Annotated in this window: 16 protein-coding genes; 8 read left to right on the top strand and 8 right to left on the bottom strand. The window is 71.9% G+C overall.

Going from position 1 to position 19,672, the window contains the following annotated elements; translation table 11 throughout:
- The first annotated feature begins 365 nt into the window (after window positions 1–365).
- The 4 genes from BLQ62_RS22980 (at window position 366) to BLQ62_RS22965 (ending at window position 4,500) form a co-directional block, all read left to right on the top strand.
- Complete coding sequence (locus BLQ62_RS22980) at window positions 366–1,691, top strand: ISL3-like element ISPfr2 family transposase (RefSeq protein WP_068568956.1); 1,326 nt, start codon at window positions 366–368, stop codon at window positions 1,689–1,691.
- 421 nt (window positions 1,692–2,112) lie between these two features.
- Window positions 2,113–3,708, top strand: a complete 1,596-nt coding sequence (locus BLQ62_RS22975; RefSeq protein ID WP_068531903.1) for a sugar transferase — start codon at window positions 2,113–2,115, stop codon at window positions 3,706–3,708.
- 22 nt (window positions 3,709–3,730) lie between these two features.
- A complete protein-coding gene (locus BLQ62_RS22970; protein WP_068563787.1) occupies window positions 3,731–4,144 on the top strand; it encodes a hypothetical protein in 414 nt (137 codons plus the stop codon).
- On the top strand, window positions 4,141–4,500 hold the full coding sequence (locus BLQ62_RS22965) for a hypothetical protein (RefSeq protein ID WP_068531907.1): 360 nt from the start codon (window positions 4,141–4,143) through the stop codon (window positions 4,498–4,500). Before BLQ62_RS22970 ends, BLQ62_RS22965 begins: the two co-directional genes overlap by 4 nt.
- A gap of 4 nt (window positions 4,501–4,504) precedes the next feature.
- Here the strand turns inward: BLQ62_RS22965 and BLQ62_RS22960 are convergent, their stop codons facing one another.
- The 6 genes from BLQ62_RS22960 to BLQ62_RS22935 are packed head-to-tail and all read right to left on the bottom strand — an operon-like array spanning window position 4,505 to window position 12,327.
- Complete coding sequence (locus BLQ62_RS22960) at window positions 4,505–5,065, bottom strand: YdcF family protein (RefSeq protein ID WP_068563789.1); 561 nt, start codon at window positions 5,063–5,065, stop codon at window positions 4,505–4,507.
- 33 nt (window positions 5,066–5,098) lie between these two features.
- Window positions 5,099–6,556: an NAD-dependent succinate-semialdehyde dehydrogenase gene (locus BLQ62_RS22955; protein WP_068563791.1), complete on the bottom strand. Its 1,458-nt coding sequence runs from the start codon at window positions 6,554–6,556 to the stop codon at window positions 5,099–5,101.
- A complete protein-coding gene (gene gabT, locus BLQ62_RS22950; protein WP_068531913.1) occupies window positions 6,553–7,914 on the bottom strand; it encodes a 4-aminobutyrate--2-oxoglutarate transaminase in 1,362 nt (453 codons plus the stop codon). The genes BLQ62_RS22955 and gabT overlap by 4 nt, the downstream gene beginning before the upstream one ends.
- A complete protein-coding gene (locus BLQ62_RS22945) occupies window positions 7,911–9,473 on the bottom strand; it encodes an APC family permease (protein ID WP_068531915.1) in 1,563 nt (520 codons plus the stop codon). The genes gabT and BLQ62_RS22945 overlap by 4 nt, the downstream gene beginning before the upstream one ends.
- Complete coding sequence (locus tag BLQ62_RS22940) at window positions 9,470–10,336, bottom strand: universal stress protein (RefSeq protein ID WP_068531917.1); 867 nt, start codon at window positions 10,334–10,336, stop codon at window positions 9,470–9,472. Before BLQ62_RS22940 ends, BLQ62_RS22945 begins: the two co-directional genes overlap by 4 nt.
- On the bottom strand, window positions 10,333–12,327 hold the full coding sequence (locus BLQ62_RS22935; RefSeq protein ID WP_068563793.1) for a primary-amine oxidase: 1,995 nt from the start codon (window positions 12,325–12,327) through the stop codon (window positions 10,333–10,335). Before BLQ62_RS22935 ends, BLQ62_RS22940 begins: the two co-directional genes overlap by 4 nt.
- 230 nt (window positions 12,328–12,557) lie before the next feature.
- Here BLQ62_RS22935 and BLQ62_RS22930 point away from each other — a divergent pair, with 230 nt between their 5' ends.
- Window positions 12,558–14,069 (top strand): PucR family transcriptional regulator, encoded by a 1,512-nt coding sequence (locus tag BLQ62_RS22930; protein WP_068563795.1) that lies wholly within the window; start codon window positions 12,558–12,560, stop codon window positions 14,067–14,069.
- On the opposite strand, the gene BLQ62_RS22925 is transcribed toward BLQ62_RS22930, so the two are convergent.
- Window positions 14,040–14,678, bottom strand: a complete 639-nt coding sequence (locus BLQ62_RS22925) for a TetR/AcrR family transcriptional regulator (protein ID WP_068564621.1) — start codon at window positions 14,676–14,678, stop codon at window positions 14,040–14,042. The genes BLQ62_RS22930 and BLQ62_RS22925 overlap by 30 nt on opposite strands.
- 114 nt (window positions 14,679–14,792) lie before the next feature.
- Between BLQ62_RS22925 and BLQ62_RS22920 the strand changes: the two genes are divergently transcribed.
- Window positions 14,793–15,770 (top strand): nitrilase-related carbon-nitrogen hydrolase, encoded by a 978-nt coding sequence (locus tag BLQ62_RS22920; protein WP_068563797.1) that lies wholly within the window; start codon window positions 14,793–14,795, stop codon window positions 15,768–15,770.
- On the top strand, window positions 15,767–16,786 hold the full coding sequence (locus BLQ62_RS22915; RefSeq protein ID WP_068563799.1) for an agmatine deiminase family protein: 1,020 nt from the start codon (window positions 15,767–15,769) through the stop codon (window positions 16,784–16,786). Before BLQ62_RS22920 ends, BLQ62_RS22915 begins: the two co-directional genes overlap by 4 nt.
- Before the next feature lie 22 nt (window positions 16,787–16,808).
- Here BLQ62_RS22915 and BLQ62_RS22910 read toward each other — a convergent pair whose 3' ends face one another.
- A complete protein-coding gene (locus BLQ62_RS22910; RefSeq protein WP_176582427.1) occupies window positions 16,809–17,402 on the bottom strand; it encodes a TetR/AcrR family transcriptional regulator in 594 nt (197 codons plus the stop codon).
- A 187-nt stretch (window positions 17,403–17,589) separates the two neighbouring features.
- Here BLQ62_RS22910 and BLQ62_RS22905 point away from each other — a divergent pair, with 187 nt between their 5' ends.
- Window positions 17,590–19,653, top strand: coding sequence for an alkyl/aryl-sulfatase (locus BLQ62_RS22905; RefSeq protein ID WP_082756153.1), 2,064 nt, complete (start codon window positions 17,590–17,592; stop codon window positions 19,651–19,653).
- Window positions 19,654–19,672 lie beyond the last annotated feature (19 nt).

Here is a 19,672-nt window from a genome sequence, read left to right as displayed (position 1 = left end):
GTCGGAATCGAACCGACGACCTAATCACGTCGGCTTTGCGTCTATCGCCTGATGCGCCCACTGGGCGAACGAGCCGCTGACCTGCGCGAACGCCGAGCGTGGGGGACGCCGCCATCCGGTGGTGACCGACGACGACCGACTAGTACCGACCGTTTCACCGGAGCTTGCGGCGGCGTCGAAGCCGAGCAAGCTCCATTCTTTTAGCTCACCGCGCCCTCCTCCTCGCCGGTCCCGTCTTCGTCGAAGACGTTTCAGGGGTCTTCTCAGATGCCGGTGTAGGTCGGCCGGGCGCGTCGGTCCGCAGATAGACGTCGAGGTCTCCCGACGACGGAGGTTCCTACGCCATCCATCCGAAAGACCTCGACGTGACCGACACAACCCCGCCGGCCGGCTTCGGCCGCCCTGACCTCACCGCCTTCGCTCGACTCGACGGCCTCGGTCTGAGCGTGACCGGACAACGACTTGAACCGGATCGTGCGGTCCTAGCGTGCCGCGTGGTGGAACCAGATCAGTGGTGCCGACGGTGCGGCAGCGAAGGCGCTGCTCGTGACACCGTGATCCGGCGGTTGGCCCACGAGCCGCTGGGCTGGCGACCGACCGTGCTGGAAGTTGTAGTGCGCCGCTACCGCTGTGCCGACTGCGGACACGTGTGGCGCCAAGACACCAGCGCCGCTGCGGAGCCACGCGCGAAGCTCTCGCGCACCGGGCTGCGGTGGGCGCTGGAAGGGATCGTGGTCGCACACCTCACCGTCGCCCGTGTCGCCGAGGGACTCGGGGTCGCGTGGGACACCGCCAACAACGCGGTCCTGGCTGAAGGCAAGCGGCTGCTGATCAACGACCCCACGCGGTTCGAGGGCGTGAAGGTCATTGGCGTCGATGAGCACGTCTGGCGCCACACCAGGCGTGGCGACAAGTATGTCACCGTGATCATCGACCTCACCCCGGTCCGCGATGGCGCCGGCCCAGCAAGGCTGCTGGACATGGTCGAGGGCCGGTCGAAGGCGGCGTTCAAGACCTGGCTCGCCGACCGCGACGACGCCTTCCGTGACGCGGTCGAGGTGGTCGCGATGGACGGCTTCACCGGGTTCAAGACCGCCGCTGCGGAGGAGATCCCGGACGCGGTCACGGTGATGGATCCCTTCCACGTCGTGCGCCTGGCCGGTGACGCCCTCGACAGGTGCCGGCGCCGGGTCCAACTCGCGATCCACGGGCACCGTGGGTTCAGGGACGACCCGCTCTACAAGTCGCGGCGCACGCTGCACACCGGCGCGGACCTGCTCACCGACAAGCAGAGCGACAGGCTACGCGCGCTGTTCGTTGATGACGCTCACGTCGAGGTCGAGGCGACCTGGGGTGTCTACCAGCGCATGATCGCCGCCTATCGCCACGAGGACCGGCAACGTGGCCGCGAGCTCATGGAGAAGCTGATCACCGACCTCAGCGCCGGCGTCCCCAAGGTGCTCACCGAGCTCACCACCCTGAGCCGGACCCTGAAGAAGCGAGCCGCTGACGTGCTCGCCTACTTCGAACGACCCGGCACCAGCAACGGGCCGACCGAGGCGCTCAACGGACGGCTCGAACACCTGCGCGGCTCCGCACTCGGGTTCCGCAACCTGACCAACTACATCGCCCGAAGCCTGCTCGAGACCGGCGGCTTCAGACCCCAACTCCTACACCCCCGATTGGGATGAGCCTCGTTGATTGAGAATAGCGCTCACATCTTTTCTGGTTGCAAATACGTGTCCGTCTTGCGATTGCAATCGGTGCGGTCTACGGTAGCAAGCGGCGGCGACTCCTCACCGCCCGCGGGGTGTCGTCGAGCAGAGGCGCCGCGCCGAGGGTGGGGACGAGTCCGAACCGGACAAAATAGCACGTGAGCAGTAATAACGAGCTTGTCGGTCGGGTTCGGTGACGATCCCGGGATCGCCGTGACGGTCGTCACGCCCGCCGGGCGTGAGGGCGTGCGGTGCGACGGGGCGGTGGGTCACGACCGGGCTCGAGGCAGTGAGTGTTGAGTCACATATTCGCGATTGCAATATGTGACTTGCCAATTCTGACTCGCCCGGGAGAGCCATTCCCCGCGCCGAAGCGGATGGATGTGAGGAGCGGGACTTGTCGATCGACACCTGGACAGCGGTACCCGTCGGTCCGGCGACGAAGGCGCCTGCGCTGTCCGAACCGCGGCCCGCTCGAGCCTCGCGCACGAGTGAGGTCCCGCCGGCCCTCGTCGCGCCGCAGGCCATCACCGCGCCGCAGCCACTGGTCGTGACACCGTCGCTGGTCACCCCGCCGCGGGTGTCCTCCGCCCGCGCGCTCGCGGAGGCGCACCGCGCCCGGCTCGCGCGGCGCCTCGTGTCCGCGGACGCCCTCGTCGCGATCCTCGCCGCCGGTGCAGGGCTGACGGTCGGCTACGCCCAGGGTGAGAGCGTGCCGGAGCTCGCGGCGCTCGTGATCGGGGTGAACCTGTTCTGGTTCCTGCGCCTCTGGCGCTCCCGCCCGCTGGCCGTGCCGCTGGTGCGGCTCGGCACGCCCGAACTGCGCCGCGTCCTCACGACCGCGCAGCTCGTCTACGGTCCGGTCGTCCTCTTCGAGCTGCTCGTCCCGCGCATGCTCCCCTCGGCACTCCTGCTCGCCTCCGCGCCCGTCGCGCTGGCCGGTGCCCTCCTGGTGCGAATGCGCCACCGCCGCAGGGCGACCGCCGTCGCCCCGATGCCCACCCTCGTGGTCGGCGGCGTGGCCTCGGCCACGGCCTCCGCGGGGAGCCTGCTGCGCGCGGAGACCGCAGGGGCGCACGTCGTGGGCGTGTGCCTGCCTCCGGCCGACGCCGAGATCGGGACGCTGGAGATCGGTGATGCCCGGATCCGGGTGGCCGGCACCGATCGAGCGGTGCTCGAGGCCGTCCGGGAGACCGGCGCCGCGGTCGTCGTGCTCACCCCGACGGATCATCTCGGCCCCGACCAGATCCGGGAGCTGATGTGGCAGCTCGCCGCGGAGGGCGTCGAACTCGTGGTCACCGCCGGCCTGCCGGAGGTCGCGGCCGCCCGCATGGTGTCCGGTTCCGTCGGGCGGACGCCGATGACCCACGTCGCCGCCCCGAGTCCCGCGCGCTCCTTCGGATTCGGACAGCGGGTGCTCGACGTGGTCGTCGCCGTCACCGGTCTGCTCCTCGCGGCACCCGTGATGCTCGCGATCGCCGTCGCGGTGAAGCTCGACAGCCGTGGCCCCGTCCTCTACCGCGCGCAGCGCGTCGGCGCGAACGGCGAGCCGTTCGACATGATCAAGTTCCGCAGCATGTACGTCGACGCGGACGCGCACCGCGCGGTGCTCGTGGACGAGAACATCGGCGCCGGACCGCTGTTCAAGATCGAGAACGATCCGCGCGTGACGCGCGTCGGCCGGTTCATCCGCCGGTTCTCGCTCGACGAGCTGCCCCAGTTCTTCAACGTGCTCGGCGGATCGATGTCCGTGGTCGGGCCGCGCCCGGCCCTCGCGCACGAGGTCGCGCAGTACCCGCCCGTGATGCTGCGGCGGCTGCTGGTCAAGCCGGGCGTCACCGGCGCCTGGCAGGTGAGCGGCCGCTCGGACCTGAGCTGGGACGAGTCGATCCGCCTCGATGTGGGCTACGTCGAGAACTTCTCGATCCCCTCGGACGTGGGCATCATCGCTCGGACGGTGCGGACGGTCTTCACCTCCGACGGCGCCTACTGACGGAGCGTATATCGTCGTCGACGTGCAGGAGACGCCCCCCGATCGGACGGCCCCCGACAGTGTGCGGCTGCCCACCGACCGTCGCACCCTCGCGTGCGTCGCGCTGGGTGGCGCGCTGGCGGCCGTCGCCGTCACGAAACTCTCGCACTCGTCGACCTGGCGGGCGTTGGAGTTCGACGTCCGCATCGCCGGCCTGACGCTCGTCTCGTTGATCACCGGGGCGCTGTTCGCGCTGCGGGACGTGCTCGGCGACAGGTGGTTCGGCTTCCTCGTGTTCGGCGTCCTCGCGGGTTTCGCCTCGGTGGGCGTCTACGGGCTGGTGTCCCTGCTCGGTATGCCCCCGTCCGCCGGCGTGCGGTTCCTCGTCGCCGCGCCGCTCGTGGCGGCGCTCGGGACGGCGGCCGGGGCCGCGATCGTGCGACGGGTGCGGCGATGATCCTGCTGGTCGCGCTCGCCGGGGCCGCCGGCTCGCTCCTCGGCTACCGCCTCCTTGCGCGCGGTCCGCGATGGACGACGATGCTGTGCGTCACGCTCGGCGTCTCCCTGCTGCTGGGCGGCGTGGCGCGGATGGTGCGCATCGTCGGGCACGACGGCTACGCGGTCCTGCCCGTCGCACTGCTCGGGCCGATCGTCACGTTCCAGGGGATCGCCTGGTGGCTCACCGCCGCGCCGCGCCGCGACGCCGGGCGCGCGGCCCTCGTGATCGGCGGCGGTGTGGCCGCCGCGGTGCTCGGCTATCTGTCGATCGACCTGCTCGGGCTCGCCTACGTGAAGTTCCCGCGGATCGGCTGAGCGCTCAGGAGCAGGTGCCCTGCATGGCGGCCTTCGCCGTGCCGAAGAACTGGTACAGGTAGATCAGCTCCCAGTCGGCGGGGCCGTAGTCGTACTCCCGCGGCACCGCCCGCATCACGGTCTCGCCCGAGAAGCAGTTGTCGAAGATGTAGCGCGAGCGGGTCAGGTGGTAGCTCCAGCTGATGACGATGACCGACCGCCAACCGCGCTCCCGTGCCAGGCGCTCCGTGAAGATCGCCTCGCCGCGGGTGGTGCTCGGCGCGGGCACCTCGCAGGTCACGGTGATCCCGTCGGTCCGGGTGTCGCACAGCTCCTGCATGGTGCGATCGGAACGGTCGTACGGGTTCGACAGCACGACGGTGTCCGACCAACCCTCCTGGGCCAGCCGGATGCCGTACTGCTCGCGACCGTCGTGCTCGCCGCCGAGCACGATGATCGCGTCGACCTTGCGCAGCGGGTCCTGGCCGTCGACGCCGAACAGCGCGTAGCCGCCGGCGCCGACCGCAGCGAGAGCGAAGACGACGGTGAACGTCGTGCCCCACAGGAGCTTCTGCCATCGCCGCACTCCCGCCACACTACCGGCGGGGGCGCCGCACCGTCATACCGGCGGTAGAGCGATGTACTTGGTGTTCAGGTACTCCTCGATGCCCTCGCTGCCGCCCTCGGAGCCGAGCCCGGACTGCTTGATCCCGCCGAACGGGGCCGCGGGGTCGGAGATGACGCCGCGGTTCACGCCGACCATCCCGGCCTGCAGTGCGCGCGCGAGCCGCTGCGCCCGGCCCAGGTTCTCCGTGAAGAAGTAGGCGGCGAGGCCGTACTCGGTGTCGTTGGCCAGGGCGATCGCCTCCTCCTCGGTCTCGAAGCCGACGATCGCGGCGACCGGTCCGAAGATCTCCTCCCGGCGGATGCGGGCACCGTCGGGCAGATCGTCGACGACGGTGGGTTCGTAGAAGAACCCGGCACCGTCGACCGGCCTGCCGCCCGTGCGCACGGTGGCGCCGGCGGCGACGGCCTCGTCGACGAGCGCCGCGATCGAGCCCCGCTGCTCGGCGTTGATGATCGGGCCGATCGCGGAGGTCTCCTCCCAGCCCGGCCCGACGCGCATCGCGGCGACGCGCTCGGTGAGCTTCGCGGTGAAGGCCTCGCGGATGCCGTTCTGCACCAGGATGCGGTTCGCGGCGGTGCAGGCCTCGCCGCCGTTGCGCATCTTGGCGAGCATCGCGCCGTCGACGGCCTTGTCGAGATCGGCGTCGTCGAAGACCAGGAACGGCGCGCTGCCGCCGAGCTCCATCGAGGTGCGCAGGACGTTGTTCGCGGCCTGCGCGAGGAGGATCTTGCCCACGCCGGTGGAGCCGGTGAACGAGACCTTGCGCAGCCGCGGATCGTCCATGAGCCCGGCGACCACGGCGGGCGCGTCGAGGGTGGGGAGTACGGACAGCACTCCCGGCGGCAGGCCCGCCTCCGCGAAGACCTGCGCGAGCAGCAGCATGGTGAGCGGGGTGTCCTCGGCGGGTTTGACGATCACGGTGCAGCCGGCGGCCAGGGCGGGGCCGATCTTGCGGGTGCCCATGGCCAGGGGGAAGTTCCACGGCGTGATCGCCAGGCACGGCCCGACGGGCTCCTTGACGACGGCGATCTCGCCGGTACCGCCGGGCGCGGTGGCGGTGCGGCCCCCGATGCGCACCGCCTCCTCGGAGAACCAGCGCAGGAATTCGGCGCCGTAGGTCACCTCCCCGCGGCTCTCGGCCAGGACCTTGCCCATCTCGAGGGTCATCAGCAGGGCGAAGTCGTCGGCGCGCGCGGTGACGGCGTCGAAGGCCGCACGCAGGACGTCGGCGCGCCGGCGGGGCGGGGTGGCGGCCCACTCGTCGGCGACGGCGCTCGCCGCGTCCAGGGCGGCGGTCGCGTCGGCGGGCGTCGCGTTCGCGACGGCGACCAGGACCTCGCCGGTCGCGGGGTTGACCACGTCGAAGGTGCGGCCGGACTCACTCGGAGCGGAACGGCCGCCGTGCCACAGGCCGGTGGGAACGGAGTTCAGCAGATCGGTGACGTTCACGCGGACGCCTCGCGGATCGCCGTCTCCAGCACGGTGAGGGCGTCGTCGAGCAGCTCGTCGCCGATCACCAGCGGCGGCAGCAGGCGGATGACGTTGCCGTAGGTGCCGCAGGTGAGGATCACCACGCCGGCGGCGAGAGCCTTCGCGGCGATCGCCTTGGTCAGTTCGGCGTCCGGCTCGCTGGTGCCCGGGCGGACCAACTCGATCGCGAGCATCGCGCCGCGGCCGCGGACGTCCCCGATCACGCCGACCTCGGCGGCGAGGGCGCTGAGTCGGGCCTGCGCCCGATCGCCGATGGCGCGGGCGCGCGCGGGCAGGTCGAGCTCGGTCATGGTGTCGAGCGCGGCGAGCGCGGCGGCGCAGGCGACGGGATTGCCGCCGTAGGTGCCACCGAGGCCGCCCGCGTGCACCGCGTCGAGCAGGTCGGCCCGGCCCGTGATCGCGGAGAGCGGCATCCCGCCGGCGATGCCCTTCGCCATGGTGATGATGTCCGGCACCACGCCCTCGTCCTCGCAGGCGAACCAGTCGCCGGTGCGGGCGAAGCCGGTCTGCACCTCGTCGGCGATGAAGACGACGCCGTTCGCGGTGGCCCACTCCTGCAGCGCCGGAAGGAACCCGGGGGCGGGGACGATGAAGCCGCCCTCGCCCTGGATCGGCTCGATGATGACGGCGGCCACGGCATCGGCGCCGATCTGCTTCTCGATCTGGGAGATCGCGCGGGCAGCGGCGGCGGCACCGTCGGCGTCGAGACCGGCGACCGCGTCCCGGTACGGGTACGACATCGGCATCCGGTAGACCTCGGGGGCGAACGGACCGAAGTCCTTCTTGTACGGCATGGTCTTCGCGGTCAGCGCCATCGTCAGGTTGGTGCGGCCGTGGTAGGCGTGGTCGAACGCGACGACGGCGTCGCGACCCGTGGCCAGGCGCGCGACCTTGATCGCGTTCTCCACGGCCTCGGCGCCGGAGTTGAACAGCACGGTGCGCTTGTCGTGATCGCCGGGCGTGAGCGCGTTGAGCCGCTCGGCCACGGCGACGTAGCCCTCGTACGGGGTCACCATGAAGCAGGTGTGGGTGAAGTGCGCCGCCTGTGCCGCAACGGCTTCCGCGACGCGCGGGTCGGACGCGCCGACGCTGGTCACGGCGATGCCGGAGCCCAGGTCGATGAGCGAGTTGCCGTCCACGTCCACGATGACGCCGCCGTCGGCGTCCGCCGCGTACACGGGGACGGACGAGCCGACCCCGCCCGCCACTGCGGTGCGCCGGCGCTCGGCCAGGCGCGCGGACTCCGGGCCGGGAAGCGCGGTCACGAGGTTGCGGACCTGGGGAAGGCGGTGGGTCCGCGCGGTGGTGGCGGTCATGTCAGTGTCTCCTTGTCGACGTCGACGGGGGCGATGGAGCGGCGCAGGGTCTCGCCGCGGAAGAAGGCGGGGTGGGTGGCCCGCCGGATCAGCATCAGGACGGCCCCCAGGAGCAGCAGGCCGAACCCGATGTAGAAGACGAGCCCGATGCCGAACAGCGAGGAGCCGCTGCCGTTCTCGGGGTCGAGGCTCTCCTGCACCGAGATCACGAAGACCACCGCGAGGATGGTGCCGCCGATCAGCGGGAACAGGAACTTGTAGACGATGTTGTGCGGGCCGGTGAAGAGCTCGCGGCGGAAGAACCAGACGCAGGCGAAGGCCGTGATGCCGTAGTACCAGCAGATCATGATGCCCAGCGCGGCGATCGTATCGAGCAGGGCGCGATCCGAGAGCAGCTTGACCACCGCGTAGAACACGCCGGTGATCACGCCCGAGACCACGGTGGCGTAGGTGGGGACGAGGTAGCGGGGATGGATCGCGGCGAGCCTCGCGGGGAAGGCGCCGTACGAGCCCATCGCCAGCATGGTGCGGGCGGCGGGCAGGAAGGTGGTCTGCAGGCTCGCGATGGACGAGGCGAAGATCGCCAGGAACAGCAGCAGGCCGCCCACGTCGCCGAGCACCGGCGTCGCCAGCGGCCGGAAGACGTTCTCGGAGTTGTCCGGGTTGCCCAGGCCGACGCCCTCGGTGCCGACGCCCGCGTACATCATCACGGCGACCGCGACGAGCAGGTAGGTGATGAGGATCGACACCACGGCGAGCAGGCCGGCGCGGCCGGGGACCTTCGTCGGGTCCTTGGATTCCTCGCCGAGCGTCAGGCACGTGTCCCAGCCCCAGAACGCGAAGATCGAGCCCGTCAGGCCCACGACGAACGCCGCGATGGTGATGCCGGTGAAGGGGTTGAACCAGTCGAGGGAGAACGACAGGCCGGTGGGCACGCCGCCGGAGCGCACGATCGCGGTGACCGCGAAGGCGACCAGCACCACCATCTGGAAGCCGACGAGCGCGTACTGCACCTTGGCGCTGGTGGTGATGCCGCGGCCGGCGATGATCGTCGCGATCACCAGGAACAGCAGCGTGGTCGCGATGTTCACGGGCGTGTTCGCGGCCAGGTCGGCGAGGGACTCCCGCCCCGAGATCTGCGCCAGGAACAGGTAGAAGTAGTCCACCGCGATCGCCGCGAGGTTGGAGAGCACGATGATCGTGGCGAGCACCATGCCCCACCCGCACATCCAGCCGACGTACGGGCCGAAGGCCTTGGTGGACCACGTGAACGAGGCGCCGCAGTCGGGCACCCGCGCGTTGAGCTCGCGGTAGGCGTAGGCCGTGAGGAACATCGGGATGAAGCCGGCGATGAAGATCGCGGGCATCTTCAGGCCCACCGCCGCGACGATGAGCCCGATGCTCGCCGTCAGCGTGTAGCCGGGCGCCACCGTCGAGATGCCGAGGACCGCGCCCGCGAGGGTGCCGATCCGGCCCTGCGCCAGGCCCTTGTCGACGATGGCGCCGCCGGCCGGGGCGCCGTCCCCGGGGTCCTCGCGGCGCGTACCCGCGGTGCTCATGACAGGCCGGTTCGGGGGACGACCACCATCGGGACGTCGAGGACGCGGAGCATCTTCGCGGCGGTGGAGCCCAGGAACAGGCGCCGCGGTGCGGCGAGGCGGCTCGAGCCCACCATGATGAGATCGCCCGGCTGCCATTCGAGCCCGTTGACGGCGTCCTCGACGGTGTCGCCGAGCACCACCACCGAGCTCACTTCGACGGTGCCCGCCAGGCGGGCCTTCGCCTCGTCGAGCACGGCGGCCGCGTGCGCGCGGGCCTGCTCGATGGCCTCCTGATCGGCCTGATGGACGCCGGGCATGAGATCGACGGCGATCAGGGAGACCAGCCGGAGCGGGACACCCGCGCGCTCGGCCGCGGTGATGGCGGCGTCGAGCAGTTCCTCGGCGCCCGCGCGGGAACCGACGGCGCAGGTCACCGAGCGGACCCGTTCGGCCTTGGTGTGCCGCTGCCCGCGCGGGGCGAGCGCCACCGCCACGGGCGAGGAGTGGATCAGGTCGTTGACCACGGGACCGAGCGAGTGCCGGCCCAGCAGGCCGCCGCCGGTGCCGCCGACGACGATCACGGAGGCGCCGAGCCGCTCCGCCTCGGCGATCACGCCGCCGGCGATGGAGTCGTACACGCCGATGTGGGTGGAGGCCTGCACGTCGTCCGGCACGAGGCCCTCGGCCTGCTTGAGCCAGGTCTTGGCCTGCGCGGTGAGGACCTGGTCCACCAGGTCGCCGGAGACGAAGGCACCGGTCTGGTCCGGCGGGACGACCATGCCGATCGCGAGCTCGGCACCCAGGGTCCGGGCGAACTGCACGCCGAGGGCGACCGCGTCGCGGCCGCCGTCGGTGGCGAGATAGGCGACGTAGACCTTCATTTCTCTCCCTCACAGCAGGCGGAACCGGCGGCGGCGCCGTCGGATTCGGAGGATCCGGTGGAACAGCACGACGATCCCCTCGCGGGCGTGGGCGCCACGTCGAGCGACGGATTGCGGTCGAAGAAGCCGAAGGGCTTGAGCCAGAAGCTCACCGTGTCGGCCGGCATGATCGGCCAGTCCTCCGGCCGGGTGATGTGGTGGATGCCGAAGGTGTACCAGAGCACCACGTCGGTGTTCTCGATCGAGCGGTTCTGCGCCGTCCACGCGGGCAGCCCCATGCCGCCGCCGCCCTGGTTGACGAACTCGCCCGCGGGCCAGCGCTCCTCGCGGTCGTTGGGGGTGACCCACAGGGTGTGCTCGATGGCACGGCAGCGGTCGAGGATGGGGGAGTCCGGGTCGAACATCGCGGGGACGTTCGCCGAGGCCACCAGCTTGTACGAGGGGGAGACCCCGAGGCCGGTCTTCACGTTGTCGTTGACCACCTTCCACGACCGCTGCGTGGGGTAGTGCGGGTCCTGCTTGCCCTCCTCCTCCGTCCGGAGGGGCGTGTTCACCTGCCGCAGCGAGAGGCCGTACGGGTTGTCGGGCCCGGTGGGCACCCTCTGCGTCTCGGACCGGTAGACGGTGTTGTTCTCGCCGTCCACGTCGAGGTCCATGCGGGCGACGATGAAGTGCTGGTGGAAGGGCGCGTAGGTGCGGTCGTCGACGAGCGTGCCGTGCGGGTGGGAGCCGCCCTCGGGGAAGTGGCTGACCACCATGATGCCGGTGGCGCGCACCTCGCACTCGATGTTGCCGTCCTCGTAGAACCGCCAGTAGGTCAGGTACTCGTAGTTCGCGACGGTGACGTGGAAGGAGACGGTCAGGCGGCGCATGCGGCGGACCTCGGCGCCGGCGTGGTGGTCGACGTGCTTCCACAGGACGGCGTTGTCCTCCTCGTGGATGCAGATCGCGTTGGCGATGTCGTAGGGCTCGCCCTTGCTGTCGTGGAGGACGGCGTCCAGGTACCGGATCTCGCCGAGGCAGTCGCAGCCCAGCGCCAGCGAGGTGGTCATGAATCCCAGGCCCCACTCGCCGATGTCGAAGGCGGTGCGGCGGTAATGGTCCTCGCAGTGGTCGCGGTACGGCACCATCATCTCGGCGAAGGAGAGGCGGTGCGCGATCTTGCGCACGTTCCCGTTGTCGTTGTAGGTGATGGCGTGCAGGGTCATGCCCTCGCGGTAGTTGAAGCCCACCCGCAGCGACCAGTTCTGCCAGGTCAACTTGTTGCCCTCGAGGGTGAAGCCGGGGCCCTCGGGCTGGGTGATCTCCAGGGGCTTGCGCTCGGGACGGGTGCTCGCCTCGCGGATCTCCTTGGGCAGCATGCGCGGCACGTACTCGCCCATGATCTGCGGGCGGTCCACGCGGAAGACGTCCTCGATCTTCAGCAGCTCCATGGTGTTCAGGTCGATCACGCAGTGGAAGCCGTTCACCGGCCCGGCGTACGGGTTGGCTCCGTCGGACGCGCGGACCCAGGTGTCGGACCAGCCGATCCGCCGCCCCGCGAACTCTTCGGGGATGAGGACCGCGCCGTAGGTCCAGGTGTCCATGAACACCAGCGACATGTCGGTGATGCCGCGCGCGGCGAGGGCGGCGATCACGTCGGGGTGCGCGCGCAGGGCCCGGTCGGCCTCGTCCCATTCGTCGACGGTGACGTTGGCCTGCACGCCCGGGATGTGGTCGAACGCGGTCACGGCATCCGCGGTCAGCGAGAGGCGGGCCTTGTAGGTGCGGTTCGCGGTGCGGTCGAAGAGCACCGCGACGGCGACCCGCTCGCACGGCGTCCCGTCGGTGTCGAAGGCGGCGAGCTCCGCCTTGGTCGGCTCGAACATCTCGATCGAGGCGTAGCGCCAGTCGTCGTTCACGCCGTGCTCCCGGGCGAGCAGGGCGGTCACGGCGCGGATCTCGTCGGCGGAGAGCGGGTCGAGCGGATGGGCGGCGGCGGGGGTCTGCATCGCGGGGTGCCTTTCTCGGCGGGCGGATCGCTCGCCCGGAACGGGAGGTCGGTCGGTGCTGCTCATGCGTGCTTGATACGGGTGTAGTCCTCCGGGCCGTGCGCCGCGAGGCCTTTGCCGTAACCCGGCTGCGGGAATCCGTGGTTCCTCCTACTGTGCGCGGGGTCACCGCGAGACGCATCTGCCACAATGGCGAAATCATTCGGGGCGGTTCGACGGATTGGAGTGCCGTGGCGGTCACCGTGCGCTGGCTCCTGGCGCAGCGCGATCTCGGCCTGGACCTGCGCGCCGGCGCGGCCGCGGTCGACGCGCCGATCAGCTTCGTCATCACCACCGAGCTGGCCGACCCCACCCCCTGGCTCGCCGGCGGCGAGATGCTGCTGACCACCGGCCTGGGCATCCCGCCGGGGGACGACGGCTGCCGCGACTACGTACGGCGGCTGACCGGACGCGGGGTCCGCGCCCTGGGCTTCGGCGTCGGCGTGTCCCGGGCCAGCGCGCCGTCGGCGCTGGTGGCGGCGGCCGATGAGTTCGGGCTCGCCCTCGTGGACGTGCCGCTGCCGACGCCCTTCGTGGCCGTGGCGCGCACCGTGATCGACGAGATCGCGCGCCGCGCGAACGCGTCGCGGGCGGCGGCGGGCCGAGCCCAGCAGCGCATGACCCGGGCTGCGGTGACCGGCGGACCGTCGGCCACGCTGCGCGAGCTGGCGGTGGCCTGCGGCGGATCGGCGATGCTGCTCGACCGCAGCGGCCGGATCGTGCAGGCGCATCCGGCGGACGTCGATCCGGCGGCCGCGCGCGCCGTCGGTGCGCAGGTGCGGGCGCATCTGACGGCGTCGGCGGTCGGTCCCGCCGGCTCCGCCGGGCCCCGGGCCACCGTCGTGACGCAGCCGATCCGGGTGGGCGATCGCGGGCACGGCCACCTCGGCGTCCTGCTGCCGGACGATCCCTCCCCGGCCGATCACACGCTCATCGGGCACGCCAATTCCCTGCTGGCGCTGGACTTCGAGCGCCCGCTGCGGCTGCGGCTCGCGCAGTGGCGGATGAACGCCGCGGCGCTGCGGCTGGTGCTCTCGGCCGGCGGCGATCCGGGTGAGGCCGCGCAGCTGGTCGCCGAGGCGGCCGATCCGTCGGGCCTGCGGGCGCTGGTGATCCGCGGCAGCGCCGACCCGGAGGCGCTGGTCACGGCGGTACGCACCGCCCTGCACACGGCCGGACGGCCCGTCTTCGCCGCTGCGGCGGGCGCGGCGGGCGCGGTCGTCGTGCTGCTCGGCGGCGATGACGGCCCGGCGTTCGCCGACGCCCTCGTCGCGGGTCTGGCCCCGCGTGAGCGCGCCCGCCTGCAACTCGGGCTCGGGGCGCCCCACGCCCCGGGCGCCGTCGCCGAGGCGGTGGCCGCGGCCGAGCTCGCGGCCCGCGCCGCCCGGCCCGGGGGAGGCACCGTCGACGCCTCGGTGCTGGCCGGACGCACCCTGTTCACCGACCCCGGAACCCGTGCGGCGCTCGCCCGCCTGGACCGGGCCGTGCTCGAGCCGCTGCGCGCGCACGACGGCCTGGCCGAGGCGCTGCGGGCGTACCTGGAGAACCACGGCCAGTGGGAGGCGACGGCGGCGGCGCTGGGGGTGCACCGGCACACCGCGCGGGCGCGGGTGGCGCGGGCGGAGGAGCTGCTGGGCGTGGACCTCCGCTCGGCGCGGGTGCGCGCCGAGCTGCTACTGGCGTTGCTGCTCGGCGACGAGTAGCCCCCGCAGGCCCTCGATCAGCGCCGCGAGCCCCAGGTCGAAGGCCTGCGACGAGCGACCCGGGCCCGACGGTGCCGCCGCAAGCGCGCGGCGCAGGTCCTCGGTGCCGGCCTCGTCGTCGAGGTGGATCGGCTCGTCGGGCGCCGAGACGTCGAGCGCGGCACCGAGCAGGAAGTTCTCGACCGCGACGACGATGCCCATGACCTGGTCCTCGGGGAAGCCGGCGCGGAGCAGGCCCGACGTCGCTGCGCTGTACATCGCGAGGTTCTGCGTGCCGCCGATCGGCTCGGTCGCGAGCAGCCGCACGGCGGCGGGATGCGCCGCGAACGCCGTGCGATAGGTGCGCGCCCAGGTCTCGAGGCCCCGGTCCCAGGGCGTGCTCGCGAAGCCGCTCGCGTCGATGCCCGCGGTCACCAGGTCGCGCACCAGGCCGATGACGCCGGCGCGGCCGTCGACGTGGTGGTAGAGCGAGGAGACCTGCACGCCGAGGCTGCGGGCCAGCGCGGGCATGCTCAGCGTGCCGTCGCGATCGACGAGCTCCAGCGCCGCCGCCCCGATCGAGGCGCGGTCCAGCTGAGGGGTGCTCGGCCGCCCGACACGTCTGCTCACCTGCACGAACCTACCCGATCGCACGACGGAATCGAACACCTTTCTATTCGGCTCTTGTGGTCCCGGTCACGCCGGTCTATCTTTTATCGAAAGGGTATCGATTAAGGAGTCGAGATGGAGCTCATCGTCGCGCCGGGGATCCCGGACTCGCCCGCCCGCGTGGAGCCCGCGGGCCGCGCTCCGCTGCGCGTCGCGCTCGTGCAGCACCGCTGGCACGACGATGCGGAGCTGCTGCGCGCCGAGCTCACCGCGGCGATCGGGCGCGCCGCCGCCGCCGGTGCGCAGGTCGTCTTCCTCTCCGAGATCACCCTGCTGCGCTACCCGGCCTTCGAGCGGGGCGGGGAGCGGCCGAGTGCGCTCGCCGAGGACCTGCGGACCGGGCCGACCTTCACCTTCGCGGCCGCCGCGGCCCGCGAGCACGACGTGGTGGTGCACGCCTCGCTCTACGAGCGGCACCCCGACGCCGAACCGCTGGGCTACAACACGGCGATCATGGTCTCCCCGTCCGGGGAGCTGCTGGCGCGCACCCGCAAGCTGCACATCCCCGTCACCGCCGGCTACTACGAGGACACCTACTTCCTGCGCGGCCCCGGCCCGGACGACGGGGCGGACCCCTACCCGGTGCATGCGCCGCCGGAGCTGGGCGGCGCGCGATTCGGCCTGCCGACCTGCTGGGACGAGTGGTTCCCCGAGGTGGCGCGCGCGTACTCGCTGGGCGGCGCGGACGTGATCGCGTACCCCACGGCGATCGGCTCCGAGCCCGATCACCCGGAGTTCGACACCGCGCCGCTGTGGCGGCAGGTGATCGTGGGCAACGGGATCGCGAGCGGCACCTTCATGGTGGTGCCCAACCGGTGGGGGAACGAGGGTGCGATCACCTTCTACGGCAGCTCCTTCATCTCGGATCCGTACGGCCGCGTCCTCGTCGAGGCGCCGCGCGACGCCTCCGCCGTCCTCGTGGCCGATCTCGATCTGGACCAGCGCCGCGACTGGCTGACGCTCTTCCCGTTCCTCGCCACCCGCCGCCCGGACACCTACGGGCTGCTGACGGACCCCGTCGCCGCCCGCTCCCCGCTGGGAGGCGCGCGATGACGTGGCGCATGCCGGCCGAGACCGCGCCCCAGGCGCGCACCTGGATGGCCTACCCATCGGCCGGGTACTCGCTCGGCGACACGGCCGAGGAACAGCACGCCGCCCGCGCCACCTGGGCGGCCGTCGCCAACGCGATCGTGGAGTTCCAGCCGGTCACCGTCGTGGTCGATCCCGGCGAGCGGGAGGCGGCCGGGCGGTACCTGTCGGACCGGGTGGAGGTCGTCGAGGCGCCGCTGAACGACGCGTGGATGCGCGACATCGGACCCACCTTCGTGGTCGACGGGGCGGGCCGGCTCGGCGCCGTCGATTGGGTCTTCAACGGCTGGGGCGGCCAGTCCTGGGCGCGGTGGGACCGCGACAGCCGGATCGGGGCCCGCGTCGCCGAGCTCGCCGGCGCCGAGTACGTCGGGTCCGAGCTGGTGAACGAGGGCGGCGGAATCAACGTCGACGGTGCTGGGACCGTCCTGCTCACCGACACCGTCCAGCTGGACCCGGGGCGCAACCCGGGGCTGACGAAGGCGCGGGTCGAGGCGGAGCTGGCGCGCACGATCGGCGCGACGCACGCCGTGTGGCTGCCCTTCGGGCTGGCCCGAGACTCCGACACGTACGGCACCCGCGGCCACGTCGACATCGTCGCGACGATCCCGTCGCCGGGCACCGTCCTCCTGCACGATCAGCGCGACCCGTCGCACCCGGACCACGAGCGCTGCGCCGCGCTGCGCGAGGTGTTCGCGACGTCGACCGACGCCGCGGGCCGCAGCTGGAACGTCCTGTCCGTGCCCGCCCCGACGGTGCTGCGCGACGACGAGGGGTTCGTCGACTACAGCTACATCAACCACGTCGTCGTCAACGACGCCGTGGTGGCCTGCTCCTTCGACGATCCGAACGATCAAGCGGCCGTGGAGATCCTGGCCGCCGCCTACCCGGGGCGGGAGATCGTCACCGTCGACGCGCGGCCGCTGTTCGCCCGGGGCGGCGGCATCCACTGCATCACCCAGCAGCAGCCCGCGGTCTGAGCCGGGGCCAGGACGGTCGCGGTCAGGGCGTGGCCGCGCCGGTGCCGAACAGCGCGTCGAGCATGCGCGCCTGGGTCCGGTTGCAGGCGGCCTCGGTCAGGCGCCTGCGCTCGATGAGGTGGAAGATCGTGCTCCAGGCGAGCGCGGTGTCGACGGCGTCGAGCAGGCCGGGGTCGTCCGACCGTGCCAGCTCGGGCTCGAAGGTCCGGGCCCAGTTCGCGCGGATCAGGCTCTCCGTCCCGGCCATGGAGGCGTCGATCGCCGGCACCCGCAACGCCGAGATCAGGCCCGCCGGCCGGACGTTGCGCTGCAACCGGTAGATCGCCATGCTCTGCGCGACGGCCTCGTCGATCCGGTCGGCCAGCGGCCCGGTCGGGTCGATCGCGGTGACCAGCGCCCGGACGAGCTCGGCCTGGCGCTCGGCCACCGCGGTCCGCAGGTCGTCGAGCACGGGGAAGTGGACGTAGACGCTGCGCTCCGAGGTTCCCGCGTGCGCCGCGACCTCCTTGGCCGTCGGGTCGCCGGAGCCCGCCGTGACCAGCGCCAACGCGCTCGTCACCAGGGCGGCCCGCGTCTGCTCGGGGTTGCGGCGCCGGCGCGGGGGTGCCTCGGACATCCGCTGCTCTCCTCTGCTCGACGTTCCTGCTCGGCGTCGGCTGCGCGCCGCGGGCGCGGGCGGCCGTCCCGCCGACGTATCCCGTCCATTGTGGCCGATTCCTGGCGCGACGCCACTATTGCAGTCATACTGCAATAGTCATGCGCGGCGACTCCCGCCGCCCCGTCGCGATCGAACCAGGAACGCCATGCACGAACGAACCGCCCACGACACCCCTCCGACCGGCGTCTCGCGCCGCCGCGTCGTCGGCCTCGGCGCCGCTGCCCTCGCGGCGCTCGGCGTGGGGAGCACCGCCGCGTGCTCCTCGGACGGGCGCTCGACGGGTACCGGCGTGCGGGTCGATCCGCCCGCCGCGCAGACGGATCCGACGAAGCACGTGATCGAGGCCAACCGGAGGGTCCGCGAGGCGCTGCCCTTCTCCGACACGGCGGACTTCGCCGCAGCCGACCGGGGCTTCCTGCGCGGCCCCGAGAGCGGGGTCATCAAGGACGCCCGCGGAAGAACGGTGTGGGACATGGATTCCTACGGCTTCCTGCGCGGTGAATGCCCGCCCTCCGTGAACCCCAGCCTGTGGCGCCAGTCGCAGCTGAACATCCGGCAGGGCCTCTACGAGGTGGCGCCGGGCATCTACCAGCTGCGCGGCTTCGACCTGTCGGTGATGACCGTGATCGAGGGGCGTACGGGCATCGTGATCATCGACCCGCTCATCTCCGCGGAGACCGCGGCCGCGGGCCTCGCGCTGTACCGGGCGCAGCGCGGTGCGGACCGGCCCGTGCTCGGTGTGGTCTACAGCCACTCCCACATCGATCACTTCGGCGGGGTCCCGGGGGTGACCACCGCGGAGGACGTGGCGGCCGGTCGATGCGCGATCCTGGCACCCGCGGGCTTCATGGACGAGGCCGTGGCCGAGAACGTCTACGCCGGAACGGCGATGACGAGACGGTCGACGTACATGTTCGGCCCCGCGATCCCGCGGGGCCCGAAGGGCTCCGTCGGCACCGGGCTCGGCCAGACGACCTCACTCGGCGACAAGGGCCTGATCGCCCCGACCGTGTCGATCGACCGGACGGGGCGGATCGAGACGGTGGACGGCGTGACGATGGAGTTCCAGATGACGCCCGGCACCGAGGCGCCCGCGGAGATGAACGTCCACCTGCCGGAGATGCGCGCACTCTTCGTGGCGGAGAACGCTTCCCACACCCTGCACAACGTGCTCACCCTGCGCGGCGCGCTCGTGCGCGACGCCCGCGTCTGGGCGCGGTACCTGACCGAGACGATCAACCGCTACGGCCGCCGGGTGGACGTGTGCTTCGGTGCGCACCACTGGCCCACGTGGGGGACCGACGAGGTCGTGCGGTTCCTCGGGGCGCAGCGCGACGTCTACTCCTACCTGCACGATCAGACGCTGCGGATGCTCAACCAGGGCCACGTCGGCAGCGAGATCGCCGAGCGGATGGTGCTGCCGCCCGCCCTGGAGAAGGCGTGGTCCACCCGCGGCTACTACGGCACGGTCAGCCACAACGTCAAGGCGATCTACCAGCGGTACATGGGCTGGTTCGACGGTAACCCCGCGCACCTGTGGGAGCACCCGCCGGTGGAGGGGGCGAAGCGGCACGTGGCGGCGATGGGTGGCGCCGACGCGGCGCTGCAGGTCGCGCAGAAGGCGTACGACGACGGTGACTTCCGCTGGGCGGCGCAGGTGAACGACTACGTCATCTTCGCCGACGAGGCGAACGAGACGGCGAAACGCCTGCAGGCCGCCACCTTCGAGCAATTGGCCTACGCCAGCGAGAGCGCGACCTGGCGCAACTTCTACCTCACCGGTGCGCACGAACTGCGGCACGGGAAGATCCCGCCCTCCGCCGTGGTGAGCACGCCGACGCTGACCGCGGCCCTCACGGTCCCGCAGCTCTTCGACGCCGTGGCGCTGCGGATCGACGGACGCCGGGCCTGGGACGTCGAGTCCGTCATCGACTGGGAGATCACCGACGGGCCGGGGGAGGTGTACCGCACCGAGCTCCGCAACGGCGTCTTCACGCACTTCGCCACTGCGGAGTACGAGGGCCTGCCCGCGGCGACCACGACGGTGCAGCTGACGAAACCCGTGCTGGCGCAGGTGCTCGGTGGGGCGGACGTCGCCGATCTGGCCGGTTCCGGGCGGCTTCGGGTCGTGGGTCCGGCCGAGCCGCTCTCGACGCTCCGTTCGGTCGTCGACGATCCGGATCCGGGCTTCTCCATCGTGACGCCCTGACGGGGCGCGGGGACGCCGC

The sequence above is a fragment of the Tsukamurella pulmonis genome, assembly GCF_900103175.1.
GTDB classification, from domain to species: domain Bacteria; phylum Actinomycetota; class Actinomycetes; order Mycobacteriales; family Mycobacteriaceae; genus Tsukamurella; species Tsukamurella pulmonis.
The sequence above is the reverse complement of the archived record's forward strand: the minus strand, read 5'-3'. Positions and strand labels throughout refer to the sequence as shown.